16 protein-coding genes and 1 other annotated feature are annotated in these 18,916 nt (G+C 51.7%); of the genes, 7 read left to right on the top strand and 9 right to left on the bottom strand.

What is annotated here, in order from left to right; translation table 11 throughout:
* Nucleotides 1-65 precede the first annotated feature (65 nt).
* A complete protein-coding gene (locus AC13H5_RS09915; RefSeq protein ID WP_483545666.1) occupies nt 66-884 on the top strand; it encodes an NAD kinase in 819 nt (272 codons plus the stop codon).
* Between the two features lie 48 nt (nt 885-932).
* Here the strand turns inward: AC13H5_RS09915 and AC13H5_RS09920 are convergent, their stop codons facing one another.
* Entirely contained in the window at nt 933-2,513 is a 1,581-nt protein-coding gene (locus tag AC13H5_RS09920; protein WP_483545667.1) for an amidohydrolase, read from the bottom strand.
* Between the two features lie 74 nt (nt 2,514-2,587).
* Entirely contained in the window at nt 2,588-4,318 is a 1,731-nt protein-coding gene (ezrA, locus tag AC13H5_RS09925) for a septation ring formation regulator EzrA (protein WP_214711728.1), read from the bottom strand.
* A gap of 237 nt (nt 4,319-4,555) precedes the next feature.
* Here ezrA and AC13H5_RS09930 point away from each other — a divergent pair, with 237 nt between their 5' ends.
* Nucleotides 4,556-5,038: a GAF domain-containing protein gene (locus tag AC13H5_RS09930; protein WP_138859180.1), complete on the top strand. Its 483-nt coding sequence runs from the start codon at nt 4,556-4,558 to the stop codon at nt 5,036-5,038.
* A 223-nt stretch (nt 5,039-5,261) separates the two neighbouring features.
* Nucleotides 5,262-5,861: a 30S ribosomal protein S4 gene (rpsD, locus tag AC13H5_RS09935; protein WP_029595169.1), complete on the top strand. Its 600-nt coding sequence runs from the start codon at nt 5,262-5,264 to the stop codon at nt 5,859-5,861.
* A gap of 44 nt (nt 5,862-5,905) precedes the next feature.
* On the opposite strand, the gene AC13H5_RS09940 is transcribed toward rpsD, so the two are convergent.
* Entirely contained in the window at nt 5,906-6,529 is a 624-nt protein-coding gene (locus AC13H5_RS09940) for a GTP pyrophosphokinase (protein ID WP_034778254.1), read from the bottom strand.
* A 107-nt stretch (nt 6,530-6,636) separates the two neighbouring features.
* Nucleotides 6,637-7,884, bottom strand: coding sequence for a tyrosine--tRNA ligase (tyrS, locus tag AC13H5_RS09945; protein ID WP_214823158.1), 1,248 nt, complete (start codon nt 7,882-7,884; stop codon nt 6,637-6,639).
* A gap of 47 nt (nt 7,885-7,931) precedes the next feature.
* Nucleotides 7,932-8,129: a binding site (T-box leader), on the bottom strand.
* Between the two features lie 168 nt (nt 8,130-8,297).
* Here tyrS and AC13H5_RS09950 point away from each other — a divergent pair.
* Nucleotides 8,298-10,811, top strand: a complete 2,514-nt coding sequence (locus tag AC13H5_RS09950) for a transglycosylase domain-containing protein (protein WP_483545668.1) — start codon at nt 8,298-8,300, stop codon at nt 10,809-10,811.
* Nucleotides 10,812-10,855: 44 nt separating this feature from the next.
* Here the strand turns inward: AC13H5_RS09950 and acsA are convergent, their stop codons facing one another.
* Nucleotides 10,856-12,562: an acetate--CoA ligase gene (acsA, locus tag AC13H5_RS09955; RefSeq protein WP_034778256.1), complete on the bottom strand. Its 1,707-nt coding sequence runs from the start codon at nt 12,560-12,562 to the stop codon at nt 10,856-10,858.
* Nucleotides 12,563-12,717: 155 nt separating this feature from the next.
* Here acsA and AC13H5_RS09960 point away from each other — a divergent pair, with 155 nt between their 5' ends.
* The 3 genes from AC13H5_RS09960 to AC13H5_RS09970 are packed head-to-tail and all read left to right on the top strand — an operon-like array spanning nt 12,718 to nt 15,158.
* Nucleotides 12,718-13,347, top strand: coding sequence for a GNAT family N-acetyltransferase (locus tag AC13H5_RS09960; RefSeq protein ID WP_214706431.1), 630 nt, complete (start codon nt 12,718-12,720; stop codon nt 13,345-13,347).
* A 12-nt stretch (nt 13,348-13,359) separates the two neighbouring features.
* A complete protein-coding gene (locus AC13H5_RS09965) occupies nt 13,360-13,992 on the top strand; it encodes an acetoin utilization AcuB family protein (protein ID WP_214753029.1) in 633 nt (210 codons plus the stop codon).
* On the top strand, nt 13,989-15,158 hold the full coding sequence (locus AC13H5_RS09970; RefSeq protein ID WP_214788791.1) for an acetoin utilization protein AcuC: 1,170 nt from the start codon (nt 13,989-13,991) through the stop codon (nt 15,156-15,158). Before AC13H5_RS09965 ends, AC13H5_RS09970 begins: the two co-directional genes overlap by 4 nt.
* A gap of 50 nt (nt 15,159-15,208) precedes the next feature.
* Here the strand turns inward: AC13H5_RS09970 and ccpA are convergent, their stop codons facing one another.
* The 4 genes from ccpA to AC13H5_RS09990 form a co-directional block, all read right to left on the bottom strand.
* Nucleotides 15,209-16,222, bottom strand: coding sequence for a catabolite control protein A (ccpA, locus tag AC13H5_RS09975; RefSeq protein WP_034778263.1), 1,014 nt, complete (start codon nt 16,220-16,222; stop codon nt 15,209-15,211).
* A 126-nt stretch (nt 16,223-16,348) separates the two neighbouring features.
* Entirely contained in the window at nt 16,349-17,440 is a 1,092-nt protein-coding gene (locus tag AC13H5_RS09980) for a bifunctional 3-deoxy-7-phosphoheptulonate synthase/chorismate mutase (RefSeq protein ID WP_034778264.1), read from the bottom strand.
* Nucleotides 17,441-17,577: 137 nt separating this feature from the next.
* Complete coding sequence (locus AC13H5_RS09985) at nt 17,578-18,288, bottom strand: YtxH domain-containing protein (RefSeq protein ID WP_214797293.1); 711 nt, start codon at nt 18,286-18,288, stop codon at nt 17,578-17,580.
* Nucleotides 18,289-18,310: 22 nt separating this feature from the next.
* Nucleotides 18,311-18,835 carry a DUF948 domain-containing protein gene (locus tag AC13H5_RS09990; RefSeq protein WP_034778266.1) on the bottom strand — a complete coding sequence of 175 codons (525 nt, stop codon included), beginning with the start codon at nt 18,833-18,835 and terminating at the stop codon, nt 18,311-18,313.
* Nucleotides 18,836-18,916 lie beyond the last annotated feature (81 nt).

Below are 18,916 nucleotides of genomic sequence, written 5' to 3' on the forward strand. Positions count from 1 at the left end.
GTGATTTTCCCTATATCGAGCGTCTAAAACGCTGTATAATGAAAGAGACTCAATTGACAAAGGGGATGACATGGATGAGAAACAACGTTTATTTGTACCATCGTAACGTCAACGACTTTACTAAAGAGGTAAAGAAACTAATCGAGATCGGTGAGAAGCATTGCTTCAACGTCGTGAATCGTCCGGAAGACGCCAACATCATCGTCGCCATCGGGGGAGATGGCGCGTTCTTACAGGCCGTCCGTTATACAGGCTTCCGTCAAGACGCCATCTACGTCGGGTTCGGACGCGGATTGAATGAGTTTTATTGCGACTTCGACATACATAAGCTCGACGAAGTCGATCGTTTATTCTCAGATAACTCTGCTCGGATCGAAGCCGGGCTCGAGGTACGGAAATATCCGCTCTTATCGGCTTCAATCAATGAATCGACACCAATGCTTTGTTTGAACGAAGCTTCGATCAAATCGAGTATCATCAAATCACTCGCCATTGAGGTATACATCGACGATCTTCACTTCGAGACGTTCCGCGGCGACGGGATGGTCGTCTCAACGCCGACCGGCTCGACGGCTTATAATAAATCACTCGACGGCGCGATCGTCGACCCGCTCATCCCATGCATGCAAGTGAGCGAGATCGCTTCGGTGAACAATAACCGCTACCGTACACTCGGTTCCTCGTTCATCGTCCATGATTCACGCAAACTGTCGCTTCGCATCGTCGAAGACGGGAACGACTATCCGATCATCGGGATGGATAACGAGGCGCTCAGCCTCAAATATACCGACCGAATCGATATCGAGCTCTCTGATCAAGTCGTCAAAACGGTCAAGTTGAAAAACAACTCGTTCTGGCACAAAGTACAACGCTCATTCTTCTAAACGACAAAAGGCTAGCCGTCCATTTTACTTAGACGGCTAGCCTTTTTATTATGCGTTGACGACGTCGGCCTCATACACCGGCGACCCTTCGACGACCGTCATGACGAGTCGGTTGTCGAGGATGTCGCGCCCGCGAAGTTCGAAGAAGTCTTCTTCCCACACCGTGAACGTGGCGTTATAACTTTGAATCAACAAGCCGTCACGTCCGTGCGTGCCTGTGGCGACACGCGGGGCATACGTGAAGCTACGGAGCGCTTCATACATCGACAGGCGTTCCGGCGGATTGAGCGCGCCCGACTCCTCGAACGATTGACGGGTGACGGCACCATACAGGCCTTTTCGTACATCGACCGAAGAGATTGGGGCGTCACTGCCCCCGAGAACGAGCGCTCCCGTGTCGAGCATCGATTTGAAGCGGTAGGCGTTATCGACCCGGTCGTTTCCGAGCCGATCGAACAACAAGTTCATGTCGTCCGACAAGAAGATTGGCTGCGCATCAATCAATACCGGCAGCGCCTGGATCCGTTTCAACAATGCATCGTTCAAGAGCGAGGCATGGATGATTCGGTCCCGCGTCCCGAGCTTGGCCGGATACTTCTCGAGCAACGTGATGAACTGTTCGGCGGCGGCATCCCCGATGACGTGAGCTGCCACGTTCATACCATACGACCGCGCCTTTTTGACGAGCGCCTCGAGATGGTCTGGACGATGGACCTCGATTCCGCGCTGACCCGGTTCGTCCGTATACGGTTCCGATAAGAGTGCCGTCCGTCCCCCGAACGACCCGTCGACGAACAGTTTCATCGCCCCGAAATCGAAACGTGGTCGTTTCGCGAGCGCATCGTGACGGATTAATTGATCGACGACTTGTTCATGGACGAGTAGATGGGCGTGGAACGGAAGATCTGCTAACACGTCCTCATACGCTTGAATCGTCTCGAGCGGGTCGCCATGATAGAACAGGTCTTCCGTATGGGCGCCGACAATCCCGTGGGCGAAAAGCGAGTCGATGGCCCGGTGGAGTGAGGCGACATTTTTCTCGCGATTCCCCCCCAGTTCTTTATGGAGCAAATCGAGCGCCGCATCGTATAGCACCCCGTTCAGTTTTCCTTCCGCGTCGCGTCCGAGCTTTCCGCCTTCGATGACGGTATGGTGAATCAAGCCAAGTCGTTCCAATCCTTTCGAGTTGACGACGGCGACGTGGCGACAGACCCGCTTCAAGACGACGGGCCGGTCTGGGATGACGGCATCAATCATCTCACGCGTAGGCATCTCTCCGAGCAGACGGTCATTGAACCCTTCCGCGACGAGCCAATCGTCACTTCTGTCACTGCCGTCCTTTTGTTTCATCGACTCGAGCAGAGCTTGCAAATCCGTCGTCTCGGTCGCATCGATGCGGTCGAGCGCTTCCCCGTATCCGATCAAATGGATGTGCGAGTCGGTGAACGCCGGATAAACGCTCTTCCCTTCAAGGTTCACAATCTGTTTGATCCTTCCGGCGTATGTACGACGAAGGTGGCCTTCCTCACCTAGCTTCAGAATGCGACCGTGCTCGACATACATGGCGCGAGCCTGTTCATGCTCTTTATTCATCGTATAGATCTTTCCGTTTACCCATAGCGTTCCCATCACAAAATTCCTCCTCGATTCAAAAAAGATTGACGTCTACGTTAATTCCCGTTTACGTCAATCTTCATGCATCATTATTTTCGTAATAGCTCTTGTTGCTCCAAACCTTTTTCGACACGCTGACGAATCTCGCGGGCCGCGCCTTCATCGAAGCGCCCGAGGACGCGTTCACCGATTTCGACGGCCGTGCCGTACTCTCCGTGTAAAAACTTGTTCTCGGCGAGCGTCAAGGCGATATGGACCTCGTTGTCACGCCGGCGATAGCGGTTCGCATATTGCAGCAGCTGCTCGGCGTACGTGACTTGGCGTAAGAGCGCTTTGACCCGGTCGCGGAAGTTGTCCATCGTCTCTTCGACGTCGTGGCTGAGTCCAACGATATACGTCATATTGAACGGCGCCTTCTCGAACTGTTCGTCCAACGATTGAACGCCTTTTTGCAATTGGCGCATATCGCTCGTCAAATCCGTCGGGACGACCGGCATGGCGCTCTTCGTAAGGAGTCGGCGATGGGCCGACAATTCCTTCTTCCAAGACTCGAGCTTGTTACGAACCTCGAGCTCTTCTTTACGGAGCGAGTTCGTATTCTCGATGAAGCGTTCATGCATGGCACTGAACTGGTCGAGCGACCGTTTTGCTTCTTGTACTTTCGACTTGATCATGCTGAACGGGATCATTTGGGCGACGAGCGCCTGTTCGATATCGAGCACGTTCGCCGTGAGCGTCGCCCGCTCACGTTCAAGCTGTTCAAATTCTTCACCGACTCGAGCGTTGATCTCATAGTTGCTGACGAGTCGAGTCATCTCTTGATGGAGTCGCGCCATGACTTCGCTCGTCTGGCGGTCACGGTCTTTCACACTCGCGAATTCTTTCTTCACGTATTGGCGCGCGTCGACTTCGGTCCGGAACGCTTCGAACAACTGGTCGATGTCCGAACTGAGCTGTTGCATGTCCATCTCGAAATGATCGAAGTCGAGCTGTTCGATGCGGTCCATAAGAGCCGATCGGCGATCTTCCGCCTGCTCGATTTCTTCCATTAAACCGAGCGGTTCGAGCGCGTAGCCGTCCATTTGCATCTCTTTATGCCCCGAACGCAACTGGTTGAGCTGTTGTTTCAAGTCAACCTGCACCGTGCGGACGAACTGAGGGATGACACTGACGAGTTCACGAATCTTCGTCACTTTCTCAGACAAGACTTGGCCGGCGACGTACGCCTCCGATACTTGGCCTTCTTGCTTCAACGTGATCATCTCGGTCCGTTTTGCTTCCGCTGCCGCAATCTCAGATTCGACGAGTTCATACGTCGGGCCGAACGCACTGTTTTGCGCGACGAGTGTCTTCCGGAATTGGTACAGCTCTTTCTCGTCTTTTTTGACGATATCGAGCAGCGACGAATGATGCTGATTAAACTCATCCATCTCGTCGAGCATGGCGTGTACCATCGACTCGAGCTCTTCAATCAACTGTTCCGTCGCATTCAAATCCGATTTGACTTTGAGGAAGCGATATTTGTCCAAATCTTCTTCGGCATGATAGAGCGCCTCATCGATTTGCCCGGTATGTACACTGACGAGTTCGTCCCATGACTGATGCCAACGCTCGAACTTTTCTTTCGTCTCGCCCTCCATCGGCCACTGTTTGAACTTCTGCAGTTCGGCCGGGACGCTGGCGCTGAGCACGCTTTGTTTGCGCATGTCTAAATCATCAATTTTCTGGTAAAAATTCCTTCGCACGAGCATGCTTCCCAGCATCGCCCCTAATGCGATGACAATGATTCCAATTAAAATTCCGTAGATTCCGTAATCCATCTCTGTCACAACCTCCAAGCCGCTTTCGTGGACTTATGTATCTGAATGAATAAATGAAGTATTTTATGAGTATAGATAATACTAATCATATTATAGAACCAATGATTTGCATAGGTTTTCCAACGGTTTAGGGAGAGAATGTTATTTTTCACATGAATCTTTTAAGAAGACAAAATAAAAAAATGCGTGTACCATAATGCTAATCAATCTTGCTTTCATTCATTAGGAGGGAATCCCATGTTCCAAACGACTACTTACTCTGGCGACTTGGCCGCCGGTTACGACCTACTAAACAAACAACTCGCCGCGCTACTCGAAGGCGAGACGAACCGTGTCGCGAACCTTTCAAACGCGAGCGCGTTGCTCAACCAATTCCTCGACCGGATCAACTGGGTCGGCTTCTATTTAACAGAAGGCGAAGACGCCCTCATCCTCGGACCGTTCCAAGGTCTGCCGGCTTGCGTCCATATCGCGTTCGGCAAAGGAGTCTGCGGGACAGCCGCCTCGACGCAAGAGACACAACTCATCGCAGACGTTCATCAGTTCCCGGGCCATATCGCTTGTGACGCGGCTTCGAACTCGGAAATCGTCGTCCCGCTCGTCCGTGACGGTAAGACCATCGGCGTGCTCGATATCGACAGCCCTGAGTTCGATCGCTTCTCGGATGTCGACCGTCAAGGGTTGGAGCAATTCTGCCAAACATTACTTCGCTTCATCTGATTGACAAGCGAATCATTTCGTCGTATACTGATTTTTGTGCATGAAATGACGATAGCAGTCATTGACAGACGTATCCACCTTTCGGGCCTCGACTGAGTCGGAGGAGCATCTCGTAGCTTCGCTATCAAGTGAAGGTGCTTGAACCTATGAAAGGGGCGTCACCAGTCTTTGACACCGTTGTTCTTTTGTGCAAAATACATGAACAACAAGGAGGAGTCCAAACATGGCTCGTTACACAGGTCCAGCTTGGAAACTCTCGCGTCGCTTAGGCATCTCGCTTAGCGAAACGGGTAAAGAATTAGCAAAACGTCCTTACGCACCAGGTCAACACGGAAATGGTCGTCGTAAAATCTCTGAATACGGTCTTCAGCTTCAAGCGAAGCAAGCACTCCGTCACATGTACGGAATCAACGAGAAGCAATTCCGTCGCATCTTCAACGATGCAGGGAAAATGCAAGGTATCCACGGTGAGAACTTCATGTTCTTGCTCGAGTCACGCCTTGACAACCTCGTTTACCGTATGGGTCTCGCTCGCACACGTCGTGGAGCGCGCCAACTCGTCAACCACGGTCACATCCAAGTTGACGGTTCACGTGTAGACATCGCGTCTTACCGTGTAAAACCAGGTCAAGTCATCTCAGTCCGCGAGAAGTCTAAAAACTTCAAAGCGATCGCTGAAGCTCTCGAAGTAGCACCAGCTACAAAAGACTACGTAACATTCGACGCTGAGAAGCTCGAAGGTACATTCGTACGTCTTCCTGAGCGTGCTGAATTGAACGACCAAATCAAAGAGCAACTCATCGTTGAGTACTACTCACGTTAATGCTTTTATCCCCTTCCCTGCTTTGTCAGGAAAGGGGATTTTTTTTACTTTAGTATTTGTTCGCGAATCCGGCCCATCTGCGTATCGAGCGCGTCCGCCATCTTGGCCGCTTCAATCAACTCGAGTTTCGACGCCTCCGGGACGACGTGCTGATATTTATAATGAAGCTTATGCTCCGTCGCCGCCCAAAAGTCCATGGCGAGCGTGCGGATTTGAATCTCAGCCGGCACCCAAATGACGCGTTCCGCCAAATAGACTTTCGTCCGGACGATGAGATGCAGGCTCCGATAACCGCTCGGCTTTGGATCTTTGATGTAGTCTTTGATCTCATCGATTTGTAAATCGTCCCGCTTCTTCAAATGATCGAGGATGGCGTAAATGTCATCGCGGAAACTCGTGACGATCCGGACTCCTGCGACGTCATAAATATTGTCCCAAAGTGCTTCCACTTCAAGTGGGAGCCCTTTTTGGTTCATCTTCTTGATAATTGACGGCAACGTCTTCATCCTCGTCTTCACATGTTCGATCGGAGAGTAACCGAGCCGCGTCTGCCAATCGAGGTCGATGATGCCGAGGTCGCTCTCAAGCTCGGTGATCGCCATCTCATAGTAGCGGAACCGCTCCCGCCATTGGTGGAACTGTTCGCCAAAAAACTCTTCAATTTCCATAGGAAAGCCTCCTTATCGTCTATACTTGCCATCGTATCAGACCGAAACCAATTTGAGATATAAAAAAAACGTCCATGTCCGCAACATTTGGGACATGGACGAATGCATCAGACGTGACGGATCACGAAGTATTTTTTCTTGCCTCGGCGGATGACCGTGAACTCACCAAGTGTATCGGCACGTGTCACCGTCTTATCGAGCGCTTGTTCGCGCTCCCCGTTCAAGTAGATCGCCCCGTTTTGAACGTCTTCGCGGGCTTGACGTTTTGATGGCGCAATCTTCGCTTCGACGAGAAGATCGACGAGGTTACGTTCGCCGTCAAGTTCGAACTGAGGCATGCCTTTGAATGCAGCATCCATATCTTCTGGCTTGAGCGTCTTCAAATCACCGCTGAAGAATGCCGCCGTGATGCGGAGCGCTTGATCGAGACCTGCTTCACCGTGCACGAGTTTCGTCATCTCTTCGGCGAGGCGACGTTGGGCGACACGTTTTTCCGGTGCAGACGCCACTTCGCTTTCAAGCGCCACGATGTCGTCATGCGACAAGAACGTGAAGTATTTGATGAACTTGATGACGTCGGCGTCGTCGACGTTGATCCAGAACTGGTAGAACTCGTAAGGTGTCGTCTTATCGGCGTCGAGCCAGACCGCACCACCGGCCGTCTTACCGAATTTTTGTCCATCCGACTTCGTCACGAGCGGTACCGTCAAACCGAACGCCTTCTCCGAGTGACCAAAGCGACGAATCAGTTCGAGACCGGCCGTGATGTTGCCCCACTGGTCGCTGCCCCCAACTTGAAGACGGCAGTTCTCAGTTTCGTACAACTTCAAGAAGTCGAACGATTGCAAGAGCATGTACGAGAATTCCGTGTACGAGATCCCGTTCTCCAAACGCGAGTCGACCGAGTCTTTGGCGAGCATGTAACTGATTGGGAAGTGTTTGCCGATGTCGCGCAAGAAGTCGATGATCGACAACTCTTCCGTCCACTCGTAGTTGTTGCGGATTGAGATTGGATTCTCTCCTTCAAGCGGCAAGAAGCGGCTCAATTGGTCTTTGATTCGATCCGAGAACTGTTTGACCGTGTCGAGCGTGTTGAGCGAACGCTCGTCCGAACGACCTGACGGGTCACCGATCATGCCGGTCGCCCCACCGACGAGGGCGATGACGTGGTGTCCCGCCTCTTGGAAACGTTTGAGTGTTAAAATCGGGAGCAAGTGCCCGATATGAAGCGAGTCCGCCGTCGGGTCGAACCCGGTGTAAAGCGTCGTCGGTTTGTTCAACTGTTCTTTCAATCCTGCTTCGTCCGTCATTTGGTTGACGAGACCTCGAAATTCTAAATCCTTCAATAATTCCATCTGTTCCACTCCTTCGATTGACATAAAAAAACGTCCCTTCTCATATGAGAAGGGACGGAGATTCCGCGGTACCACCCTAATTGCCACAGCTGTGGCCACTTGTAGCGAGAGATAACGGTCTCGACCCGGCCGAACGGCACGCTCCAAAAGTGTAATTCATCGGCTGACATTGGCTAGTTCACAGCACCCACTAGCTTTCTGGACAAGCGGTCAGTCGACTACTTCGCTTTCTTCATAGCATCTTTGTTTATGGACTATGCTTTACATTTTATAAGTTCCATTTCCAAATTGTCAACCGAGAATATGGAAACTTGCATCCGGTAGTCGATTCGGGGTAAGGTCAGGAAGGACTTGTGCTATAATCGTATATATTACTGTCAAAAATAGTTTTACACCATATTAAGGAGGCTGTCATGCTGCAAAAGATTCGAGACACATGGAACCAACCAAAGTCCTTGAAAGCCCGCCGTTATGCCAATGTATTTTACGATGTATCGTGGAACGTACTGCTCTTAACGATTATATCGGTCGTTCTCATTGGATTTTTAGGCGCCGGGATCGGAGCGGGTTATTTCGCTTCCCTCGTCAAGGATATGCCGGCACCCGCATATAAGACGATGACGTCGCAAATCAACACCTACTCATCGACTTCTGACATTTATTTTGGAAGCGGTGAACGCATCGGAAACTATACGACGGATGAAGTCCGCGTTCCCGTCGCCGTCGAGAAAGTCTCTCCGTTCGTCGTCGACGCGTTACTCGCCACAGAGGACGTCGAGTTTTACGAACACGATGGTGTCGTGCCGAAAGCGACGCTCCGTGCCATCTTACAGGAAGCGACCGGATCGGAAGACCGGACCGGCGGTTCTACGCTCACACAACAGCTCATCAAAAACCAAATGCTGACGAACGAAGTGTCGTTCGAACGAAAAGCGAAAGAAATTTTACTCGCCCTTCGCCTCGAGAAAGCAATGAACAAAGATGAGATCTTGAACGCGTACTTGAACGTCGTCTCATTCGGACGAAACTCGATGGGACGCAACATCTCAGGGATTGAAGCAGCCGCTCGAGGTGTCTTCAATACATCGGCTGAGAAGTTGACGTTGCCACAAGCCGCTTTCCTCGCCGGGATCCCGAAAAACCCGTTCCTGTATACACCGTATTATCAAGGTGGTGTCATTAAAGAGGACGTGTCACCGGCCATCAACCGGATGAAAACGGTACTCAACCGGATGTACGTTGCTGGGAAAATCACAAAAGAAGACTATGACGCTGCATACAACTATGACATCACAAAAGACTTCATGAAGACGCAATCGAAGCCGCGTGATCGCTATCCGTATGTTGTGCAAGAAGCTGAACTTCAAGCAAGACAAATTGTCACGAACTACTTGCTCGAACAGGACGGCATCGTCTTGGCAGATTTAAAAACGAAAGAACAAAATGAAATTAGAACGACTTACGCCAAACGCGCCCACAATATGCTGCGCCAGGGCGGATTCAAGATTCATATGACGCTTGATAAAAAAGTTCACGAGGCAATGCAACAACCCGCTAAAAATGCCAATAACTTTGATAAAAATCAATACATCGAAGAAGAAGATCGCACGTTGCCTGAACAGACAGCGTCAATCATGATCGAGAATAAGACAGGGCGTATCTTAGGTTTCGTCGGCGGCCGCTATATTAACGGGAAGACCGACGAAGTGAACCGCGCCATGCGTATGGAACGTCAAATCGGGTCGACAGCAAAACCGATCTTGGTTTATGCCAATGCGATTGAAGCTCGGATGATTACGCCCGAAACGACGATTTTAGATGAAGAATACTTCTACCGATTCACCGGTCCTGGTCAACCGAAAAAAGAAGTTGAAAACGAGAGTAGAACGCACAGCGGCCCAGTAACGGCTCGCGAAGCGCTGAAACGTTCCCTTAACGTTCCGGCTGTTAAGATCTACGAAGAACGGAACCAAAAACCGGCCGACACGCAAAAACTTGTCGACATGGGCATCGAAGTGTCGGAAGCGAACCGAAACGCTTCATCGATGGCATTAGGGGTCGGAGAAGTCAGCCCGGTCAACTTGGCCGCGTCTTATGCAATGCTCGCGAACTATGGGGAGCATGTGGAACCATACTTTATCGAACGCATTGAATATAACGGTGAAACTATCTTTGAGAAACAACCGAAAAAGACGCGCATCTATACCGATCGTACGTCTTACCTCGTCATCGACATGCTACGTGACGTCTATACGTCAGGAACAGCGACGTACGCTCGATCACTCTTGAACGTCCCTGGCGATTGGATGGGTAAATCTGGTACGACGAACGACCGGCGCGACTCGTATTTGGTCGGCTCGAATCCGAACGTCACGCTTGCTGTTTGGTCTGGTTTTGACTCACAATTCGGTGAAATGCAAAACAGTTATGAAGTAGGTCAGTATTATCAACGGACGCAACGGATCTGGTCACAGACGGCCAACCGCGTATACGCCGACAACCCTGAAATCTTCAACACTGGGGCGCGCTTCAACCAACCTTCTAGCGTTTCTGCCGCTGACTTCAAAGACTCTGGCTCATTCTCGGAGAAGAAGAAAGTCGAAGAGAAGAAGAAGGAGGAGGAAGCCAAGAAGAAAGCCGAAGAAGAGGCGAAGAAGAAAGAAGAAGCTGAAGAGAAGAAGAAAGAAGAAGCTGAAGAGAAGAAACAAGAGGCTGAAGAAAAACAAGAAGCTGACGCTGCTGCGAAAGAAAAGGCAGATGCTGAGGCTAAAGCGAAAGCTGAAGCGGAAGCGCAGAAAAAAGCTGAAGCACAAGCTGAAGCCGACAAGAAGAAAGCTGAAGAAGAAGCTAAAAAGAAAGCCGAGGCTGAGAAAAAGGCTGAGGAAGATAAGAAGAAAGAAGACGCCGAAGAAGCAGACGGCGCCTAACTCGACAAGAAAGGTCGACACATCGCGTGTCGACCTTTTGTCGTTCAATCTTCCATTGTCGATAAGTCACCTGTCTCAAGGTTCAATTCCCAAGCTTTCAAGACGCGACGCATGATCTTCCCGCTTCGTGTTTTCGGTAGCTTGTCTTTGAATTCAATCTCACGCGGGGCCGCATGGGCCGCGAGCCCTTCTTTGACGAACTTTTGAATCTCCGTCTTCAGCTCGTCTGACGGCTCATAGCCTTTACGGAGCGCGATGAACGCCTTGATAATCTCTCCACGGACCGGATCTGGTTTCCCGATGACACCGGCCTCGGCAACTGCCGGGTGCTCGACGAGACGACTCTCGACTTCGAACGGACCGACCCGTTCGCCTGCCGTCATGATGACGTCATCGACGCGGCCTTGGAACCAGAAGTAACCATCCTCGTCCATATAGGCCGAGTCGCCTGAGACGTACCAATCACCCCAGAAATAGCTCTCATACTTGGCGTCGTTCTTCCAAATCTTCCGCATCATCGACGGCCACGGCGTCTTGAGGGCCAAGTTGCCCATCCGATGTGGCGGGAGCGGTTGACCACGGTCGTCTAAGATGGCCGCTTCACAACCCGGGATGGCTTTCCCCATCGAACCCGGTTTGATATCCATCGTCGGATAGTTACAAATCATCATCGCACCCGTCTCTGTCATCCACCACGTATCATGAATCCGTAACCCGAACGATTCGTTCCCCCAACGAATGACTTCCGGGTTGAGCGGTTCACCGACCGAGAGGATATGGCGGAGAGATGATAGATCATATTTCTCGAACGCTTCTTCGCCGGCACCCATGAGCATCCGGAACGCCGTCGGCGCGCTGTACCAGACGGTGACCCCGAACCGTTCGATGACCGAATACCAGAACTCCGGATTGAATCGTCCTCCGACGATCACATTCGTCGCCCCGTTCAAGAACGGAGCGAAAATCCCGTAGCTCGTGCCCGTCACCCAGCCTGGGTCGGCCGTGCACCAGTAAATATCATCCGGTTGTAAGTCGAGCACCCATTTTCCCGTCATCAAGTGCTGCACCATGGCGTTATGGACGTGCAGGACGCCTTTCGGCTTCCCGGTCGACCCTGACGTATAATGCAAGATCATGCCGTCCTCACGGTCGACCCATGTGATGTCGAGGTCAGTCGAAGCTTCAGCCGCCAATTTACGATAGTCGATGATTTTCCCGGCTTCTTCTACCCCGTCGCCAACGATCAAAATCGTTTCCAAGTGCGGGAGCTGATCGACCGGGATGCGCGGCAAGAGCGCCTCGGTCGTCACGATGACTTTCGCTTCCGAGTCGAGCAGACGGTCGTGAACGGCTTGTTCCATGAACGCCTCGAACAACGGACCGACGATGGCGCCCAATTTAAGTGTGCCGAGCAAAATAAAATAAAGTTCTGGACTCCGCGGCATGAAGATGAAGACGCGGTCGCCTTTCTCCACTCCAACCGATTTCAGAACGTTTCCGGACCGATTGCTTTCTCGTTTCATATCTTCATACGTATAGCGCTCTTCTCGTTCCCCATCGAAATAGAGCAATGCCAGTTTTGTGGCAAGTTCACCTTCGGCGTGACGGTCGATCGCTTCGTACGCCATGTTGACGTTCCCCGTCAAATTCCAAGAAAATAGTGCTTCTGCTTGAGTCCACTCGAACGACTGACAAGCCTCTTCATACGACGCCAATTGATGTTCCCCTGATAACGCTTTCAATTTTTCCATCGCTAAAGATTCGCCTCCCCTGTAATGAATGGTATAACCACTTTCAGTATAGTGTTAATATTGTGACAAATCAATGAATTTCCAAAATCTCCAAAAGAGCGTGAAAGAAGGAGAATGAAAGCGCTATAATAGAAGGTGGAAAAGGTGGTGACTCCATGGAAAAACAATATCATTCAAAGGTGTGGGAAACCTCACTCGGAGCCGTAATCATCGATGGACCCATCGAAAGCGATGTACTGGCGACGTATCGCCTCGATGAGGGATTGACCGCATTTCGTGAACCAGAGGACCAACATAAGGCCCTCGTTGAAATCGCTGACTTGAAAGAAGGTCGCATTATCGTGGCCCGCGTCGACGATCTCGTCATCGGCTACGTGACGTATTTATATCCAGACCCGTATGAACGTTGGAGCGAAGGGAACGACCCTTACATTCTCGAGCTCGGCGCCATCGAAGTGAGTCCGCGCTTCCGCGGTCAACGAATCGGCAAACAGCTGCTCGAAGTGTCGATGATGGATCCACATATGGACGACTTCCTGATTTTGACGACGGAATATTATTGGCACTGGGATCTAAAAGGAAGCGGACTCTCCATTTGGGACTATCGGAAAGTGATGGAGAAGATGATGAACCACGGCGGGCTCGTCTTCTTCCCGACCGACGACCCGGAAATCGCTTCGCACCCGGCCAACTGTCTCATGGCACGGATTGGCAAGAACGTCCGGCAAGAGACGATTGACCACTTCGATTCACTCCGGCTGCGACGCCGGTTCATGTATGACTGAGGAGGGATCTGGATGCTGATTGAACAAATGATGAACCGTCATGTCGTGACGATTCAACCGACCAATACGATTGCCCATGCCGCCAAGCTCATGCGCGACCACAAAGTACGCCATCTCATCGTCACAAATCCGGCCCGTCAAGTCGTCGGAATCGTCGGCCAGTTCGAGATGAGCGGTGCGACGAGTGTGTTCCACCCCGAAAGCGAGAGCGCTGACTTTAAAAACCCCGTCTCGAGCATCATGCGTCAAGATGTGACGACGGCGCACCCGTACGATTTTTTCGAAGACGCGGCCGCCTTGTTTTATGAATATCGTTTGACGTGTCTTCCGATCATCGAACAAGGAAAGCTCGTCGGCGTGTTGACCGAGACAGATTTATTGCGTTATTTCGTCCAATTGACCGGTGCACTCGAGCCAAGTTCACAAATTGAAATCTTAGTCGAGAATACGACCGGCACGCTTGAGAAAGTGACACGTCTCCTCGCCAAGACGAACGTGAATATCATCAACGTGTTCGTCCACCCGACGGCCGACCCATATAAACGGATCATCTCGTTCCGCGTGCAGACGATGAATCCGCTCCGCATCATCGAACGGTTGAAGCGTGAGGGCTTCGACGTGCTCGGTCCGGAGATGTCCCCATGAGACCGGCCTACATATTCGGCGAGAACGAGAACTCGTACCGCTTTCACGAAGATCATCCGTTCAATCCGATTCGCCTGGAGCTGACGACGTCTCTCCTGATCGCCTCAGGCAAGCTTCAGGCCTCCGAGTGTATCGCTCCTCCCCTCGCCTCAGTCGAGTCGCTGGCGCTCGTGCACGACCTCGATTATATCGAGGCGGTCCAAGCGGCTGCCGCAGGTGAGCTGTCGACGTTGAAAGCGAACAAATTTGGGCTCGGTACTGAAGACACTCCGATTTTCCCAACCATCCATGAAGGGGCGGCCCGGCTGGTAGGTGGGACGATGCACGCCCTTGACTTGGTCGCGAGCGGAAAAGTCGAGCGTGCGTTTCACGTCGGAGGCGGTCTGCATCACGGGATGAGACGAAAAGCGTCAGGTTTTTGTGTCTATAACGATGCGGCCGTCGCTATCGCTCACGTCCGTCAGACGTACGGGTCGCGTGTCTTGTACGTCGATACCGATGCCCATCACGGTGACGGCGTCCAATGGCTGTTTTATGACGATGCGGATGTGATGACCTTATCCATCCATGAGACCGGCCGCTACTTGTTTCCTGGGACAGGATCGGTCACGGAGCGTGGTAACGGGAACGGCTATGGATACAGTTGGAACGTCCCGGTCGATGCGTTCACCCAAGATGATTCCTTCCTGCGCTGTTACGAGACCGTGTTCCGGGAAGCGTGCGAGTGGTTCAAACCCGATATCATCCTGACACAGAACGGCGCCGACGCCCATGCGTTCGACCCGCTGACACACCTCGCCTCGACGATTCGGACGTTCGAACAGATTCCACAAATCGCCTCTCGACTCGCCGATGAGTACACGGAAGGTCGCCTCGTCGCCCTTGGCGGCGGCGGGTATGACTGGTATCGAACGGTGCCGCGCGCCTGGTCCCAAGTATGGGCCGGCCTGACGCGTGAGGCGCCGTATCGCGGTGACATTCCGGTCGAATGGATTGAACAATGGCAGGCCAAAGCCGATCAAACGTTGCCGACGCGGTGGGATGACCACACGTACACGTTCCAACACATTCCACGAAAGCAACAAATCGAGGAGAAGAATTGGGAAGTGTCAAAACGCGCCTTTTGGCCGTTCATCTCGAACGATCGCAAATCAATATATGTCTAAAAAAATCCCCTCGTCCGCGGAGTGACTCCGACTGGCGAGGGGATTTTTATTCAGTCTTGACGTACCGAATCGCGACGTTCGATGCGGTGCGGCAAGACGACGTTTTTCTCTTCGATTTCTTCGGCGTTCAAGATTTTCGTCAAGAGACGCATGGCAACGGCACCGATATCATACATCGGTTGGACGACCGTCGTCAATTTCGGACGAATCATCGTCGCGAGACGCGTGTTATCATGGCCGACGACTTCAAAATCGTTCGGGACCGAGAAACCGGCGTCTTGAATCGCGTGAATGACACCGAGTGCCATCTCATCCGTACCGGCGAAAATCGCTTTCGGGCAATCGTCACGTTCGAGCATCTTCTGCATCGCCTCAAGGCCTGATGCGTACGTGTAATTCCCGAGGACGACGTCACTCTCACGGAACGGAAGTCCGGCGTCGTCAAGGGCACGGCGGTAACCAGAGAATTTCTTCTCGCCATTGATTTGTTGCTCGAGTGGTCCTGTGATGAAGCCAACTTGTTTGTGGCCGTGGCCGATCAACATTTCGGTCGCATCGTACGCTGCCTGCTCGTAATCGATGTTGACCGCCGGAAGGTCATATCCTTGGTTGAGCGTCGCCGCAAGGACGATTGGCACCGGCGACTTCTTGAACTCGTTGACGAGATCTTCGTGCAGACGTCCACCCATGAAGATGATGCCGTCGACTTGTTTGCCGAGCAACGTGTTCAACAAATGGATTTCTTTGTCACGGTTCGAGTCCGAGTTCCCGAGAATGATGTTGTACTTGTACATCGTCGCCACGTCTTCAATCCCACGCGCGAGGTCTGCGAAAAAGATGTTCGAGATATCAGGGACGATGACGCCGACCGTCGTCGTCTTCTTGCTGGCGAGTCCGCGGGCAACGGCGTTCGGACGATAACCAAGACGGTCGATGGCGTCCTGGACTTTCTTACGGGTCGTCGGTTTGACGTTCGGGTTTCCGTTGACGACGCGTGAGACGGTTGCCATCGACACCCCGGCTTCTCGTGCGACATCATAGATGGTTACATTATTACTATTCATTAAAACTCCTCCTACAAGCAATGATTTTCAAACGATTTTCAAAAAACGTGTCAAAAAAGGAAGACAGGTATCTGTCATCATTTTACCCTGTCTTCACGCTATATAAAACGTTTCCAATTGGAAAGCTTACTTTTTCACCAAATCAAGTTGAGGGAACTGGGCAGTAAGCCCGTCCACGAATTGATCGAATTGGTCGAAATCGAGTTGTTGCTGGGCATCCGACAAGGCAATCGCCGGATTCGGGTGCACTTCGACCATGACGCCATCGGCTCCGACCGCAAGCGCCGCCTTGGCCGCCGGCAGTAACAAATCACGTCGTCCCGTCGAATGGGTGACATCGACCATGACCGGTAAATGCGTCTCTTGCTTCAAAATCGGTACCGCCGTAATATCGAGCGTGTTGCGTGTCGCCCGCTCATACGTCCGAATCCCGCGTTCGCACAAGATGACTTGGCTATTTCCGCTCGCCATGATGTACTCCGCCGCATAGATGAACTCCTCGATCGTCGCCGCGAGACCGCGTTTCAACAAGACCGGTTTCGAGGTCTTCCCGACTTCTTTCAACAAATCGAAGTTTTGCATGTTACGCGCGCCGACTTGGATGATGTCCACATAAGGGAGGGCCGACTCGACCGCACCTGGTGTCATGATCTCCGAGATGACCCGCAAGTCGTGGCGATCCGCTGCTTGTTTCAACAGCTGCAATCCATCAAACCCAAGTCCTTGGAAATCATATGGGGAGGTGCGAGGCTTATACGCCCCGCCGCGCAAAATTTTGACACCAGACAACGCTAACTTTTCAGCGACGGCATTCACTTGTTCGAATGATTCGACCGCACACGGTCCCGCAATCAATTGCGGACGTCCGTTCCCAATCGTGACATCATCGAGCGTGACAATCGTATCTTCGGCTTGACGCTTACGCGAGACGAGCAACGTCTTATCACGGTCTTCTCCTTGAAGCTCGGCCGAGGCTTTGAACATCTCTTTGAACAAGTGCTGCAAGCGAGCCGTCTCGAAAGGACCAGGATTCGATGCCGCAATAAAGTCTAACATTTCTCGTTCCCGGACCGGGTCGTACCGTTCGACGCCTTGCAGACGTTTCACTTTACCGATCTCGACAGCGAGCGTGCCGCGGCGGCTGAGCAAGTCGAGCATCTCACGATTCAACTCATCCATCTCGCGACGTAAACGATTCAATTGATCTTGTGGACTCATAAATACCCTCTCATTTCTAAGCCGTTCTTTCCAGAAACCTAATTATATCGAACTTTAACCGCTTTGTCATAGGGAAATGGGCTAGCGACACAAAATCAACAAAAAAAAGCGTCCGGATGGTCCGGACGCTCGACGCATTACTTGTTGCCGTTTTTAAGATCGTTTTTCAAGTCCTTTAATTCTTGTTTCGACTCATCGTCGAGTAAGTCTTTTACAGGGGCCTCAAAATCCGATTCATAGTCTTCTGACTGATCACGGCTGCTTGATGCTTCTTGTTTGTTCGCCGCCGATTTGTTTGTGTTTGCTTTGTTCGCGTTCGACTTGCTTTCTGATGACTTCGGTTTATCAGATGAAGCATCCGTTTTGGCGTCTGCTTTCGATGAATCGTTTGAGTCGTTCGATTTTTTTGTTTCGCTCGACTGATCTTCTGAAGCGCGGTCGAGTTGTTCTTTCACTTCGGCTTCTGCCTCGGCTACGAGTTGATCGGCTTTCTCCATCGCTTCTTCGATTGACAACTCGTCTTCGTCGACTTGTTGCTTCAATTCGGCTGCTTCACGGGCCTTGTCTTTGACGAGGTTCAAGACAGGCGCTGCTTTATCGCTCGCCACTTTGATCCATTCGCCGACGACCGGCTCTGCTTTCTCGCGTACTTCTTTCGATTTGACCGTCAATCGCTCACGCGACGTCGCCGTCTTCTCGTCTAAATACGTACGCACTTCACGACCGCTCTTCGGTGATGTGAGGAGGGCCACGGCCGCGCCGATTACGCCGCCAAGAACGACACCTGCCAAAAATCCACCGCTCGGTTGTTGTTCGTTGTTATATGTTTTGTTCTTGTCGTATGTCATCGTTACTTCCTCCTTGTGATGGTTATGATTTGATTGTATCGTCTGTCGCAATCAAGCCTGGTGAGACCGTTGTCGGTTCTTGTTCTTGTTTCCGGTCTCGACGTCCGCGACGACGTGATGGTCGTTCGTCAGAAGAGGTCTCGGTTTTATTTTTCTTAAATAATTCTACAGCGACAGATCCCCATCGTACCGCTTGGGCGATCTGTTCTTTATTTTCGTCTGCTGCCACGTGAACAGAAGAAGAAACCGTCCGTACCGACTCCGTCACTTCGTTAAGCGACGTGCCGAGCTCATCAAGCGCGTGAGCCACTGGTGCGAGCAATTCTGTTTTCTCTTCGACGTTATCTACAAGACGGTTCGTCTTATGTAAGAGCGCCGTCACTTCCATTGTGATTCCGTCTAATTGACGTTCTAAGTTTTCAGTCGTGTTGGCGACGCTGCCGAGTGTCCGATTGACGTTCGACAAGACACGTGCCAAGAAAAATACGAGTACGACAAATGCGAGTGCCGCGATGAGCCCTGCAATGCCTCCTAATGTGATTTCCATGCATCCATTCCTCCTGTTCGATAATGTGGTGTTTTCATTATAGCACCATTATGACTGAAAAGATTTGTCACAACCGTTTTC

It is taken from the genome of Exiguobacterium sp. FD-YE-25-4, assembly GCF_057004685.1.

Coding starts and splice junctions, on each gene's coding strand:
- AC13H5_RS09915 (WP_483545666.1), top strand. CDS start 66: ATGACATGGATGAGAAACAACGTTTATTTGTACCATCGTAACGTCAAC.
- AC13H5_RS09920 (WP_483545667.1), bottom strand. CDS start 2,513: ATGGGAACGCTATGGGTAAACGGAAAGATCTATACGATGAATAAAGAG.
- ezrA (WP_214711728.1), bottom strand. CDS start 4,318: ATGGATTACGGAATCTACGGAATTTTAATTGGAATCATTGTCATCGCA.
- AC13H5_RS09930 (WP_138859180.1), top strand. CDS start 4,556: ATGTTCCAAACGACTACTTACTCTGGCGACTTGGCCGCCGGTTACGAC.
- rpsD (WP_029595169.1), top strand. CDS start 5,262: ATGGCTCGTTACACAGGTCCAGCTTGGAAACTCTCGCGTCGCTTAGGC.
- AC13H5_RS09940 (WP_034778254.1), bottom strand. CDS start 6,529: ATGGAAATTGAAGAGTTTTTTGGCGAACAGTTCCACCAATGGCGGGAG.
- tyrS (WP_214823158.1), bottom strand. CDS start 7,884: ATGGAATTATTGAAGGATTTAGAATTTCGAGGTCTCGTCAACCAAATG.
- AC13H5_RS09950 (WP_483545668.1), top strand. CDS start 8,298: ATGCTGCAAAAGATTCGAGACACATGGAACCAACCAAAGTCCTTGAAA.
- acsA (WP_034778256.1), bottom strand. CDS start 12,562: ATGGAAAAATTGAAAGCGTTATCAGGGGAACATCAATTGGCGTCGTAT.
- AC13H5_RS09960 (WP_214706431.1), top strand. CDS start 12,718: ATGGAAAAACAATATCATTCAAAGGTGTGGGAAACCTCACTCGGAGCC.
- AC13H5_RS09965 (WP_214753029.1), top strand. CDS start 13,360: ATGCTGATTGAACAAATGATGAACCGTCATGTCGTGACGATTCAACCG.
- AC13H5_RS09970 (WP_214788791.1), top strand. CDS start 13,989: ATGAGACCGGCCTACATATTCGGCGAGAACGAGAACTCGTACCGCTTT.
- ccpA (WP_034778263.1), bottom strand. CDS start 16,222: ATGAATAGTAATAATGTAACCATCTATGATGTCGCACGAGAAGCCGGG.
- AC13H5_RS09980 (WP_034778264.1), bottom strand. CDS start 17,440: ATGAGTCCACAAGATCAATTGAATCGTTTACGTCGCGAGATGGATGAG.
- AC13H5_RS09985 (WP_214797293.1), bottom strand. CDS start 18,288: ATGACATACGACAAGAACAAAACATATAACAACGAACAACAACCGAGC.
- AC13H5_RS09990 (WP_034778266.1), bottom strand. CDS start 18,835: ATGGAAATCACATTAGGAGGCATTGCAGGGCTCATCGCGGCACTCGCA.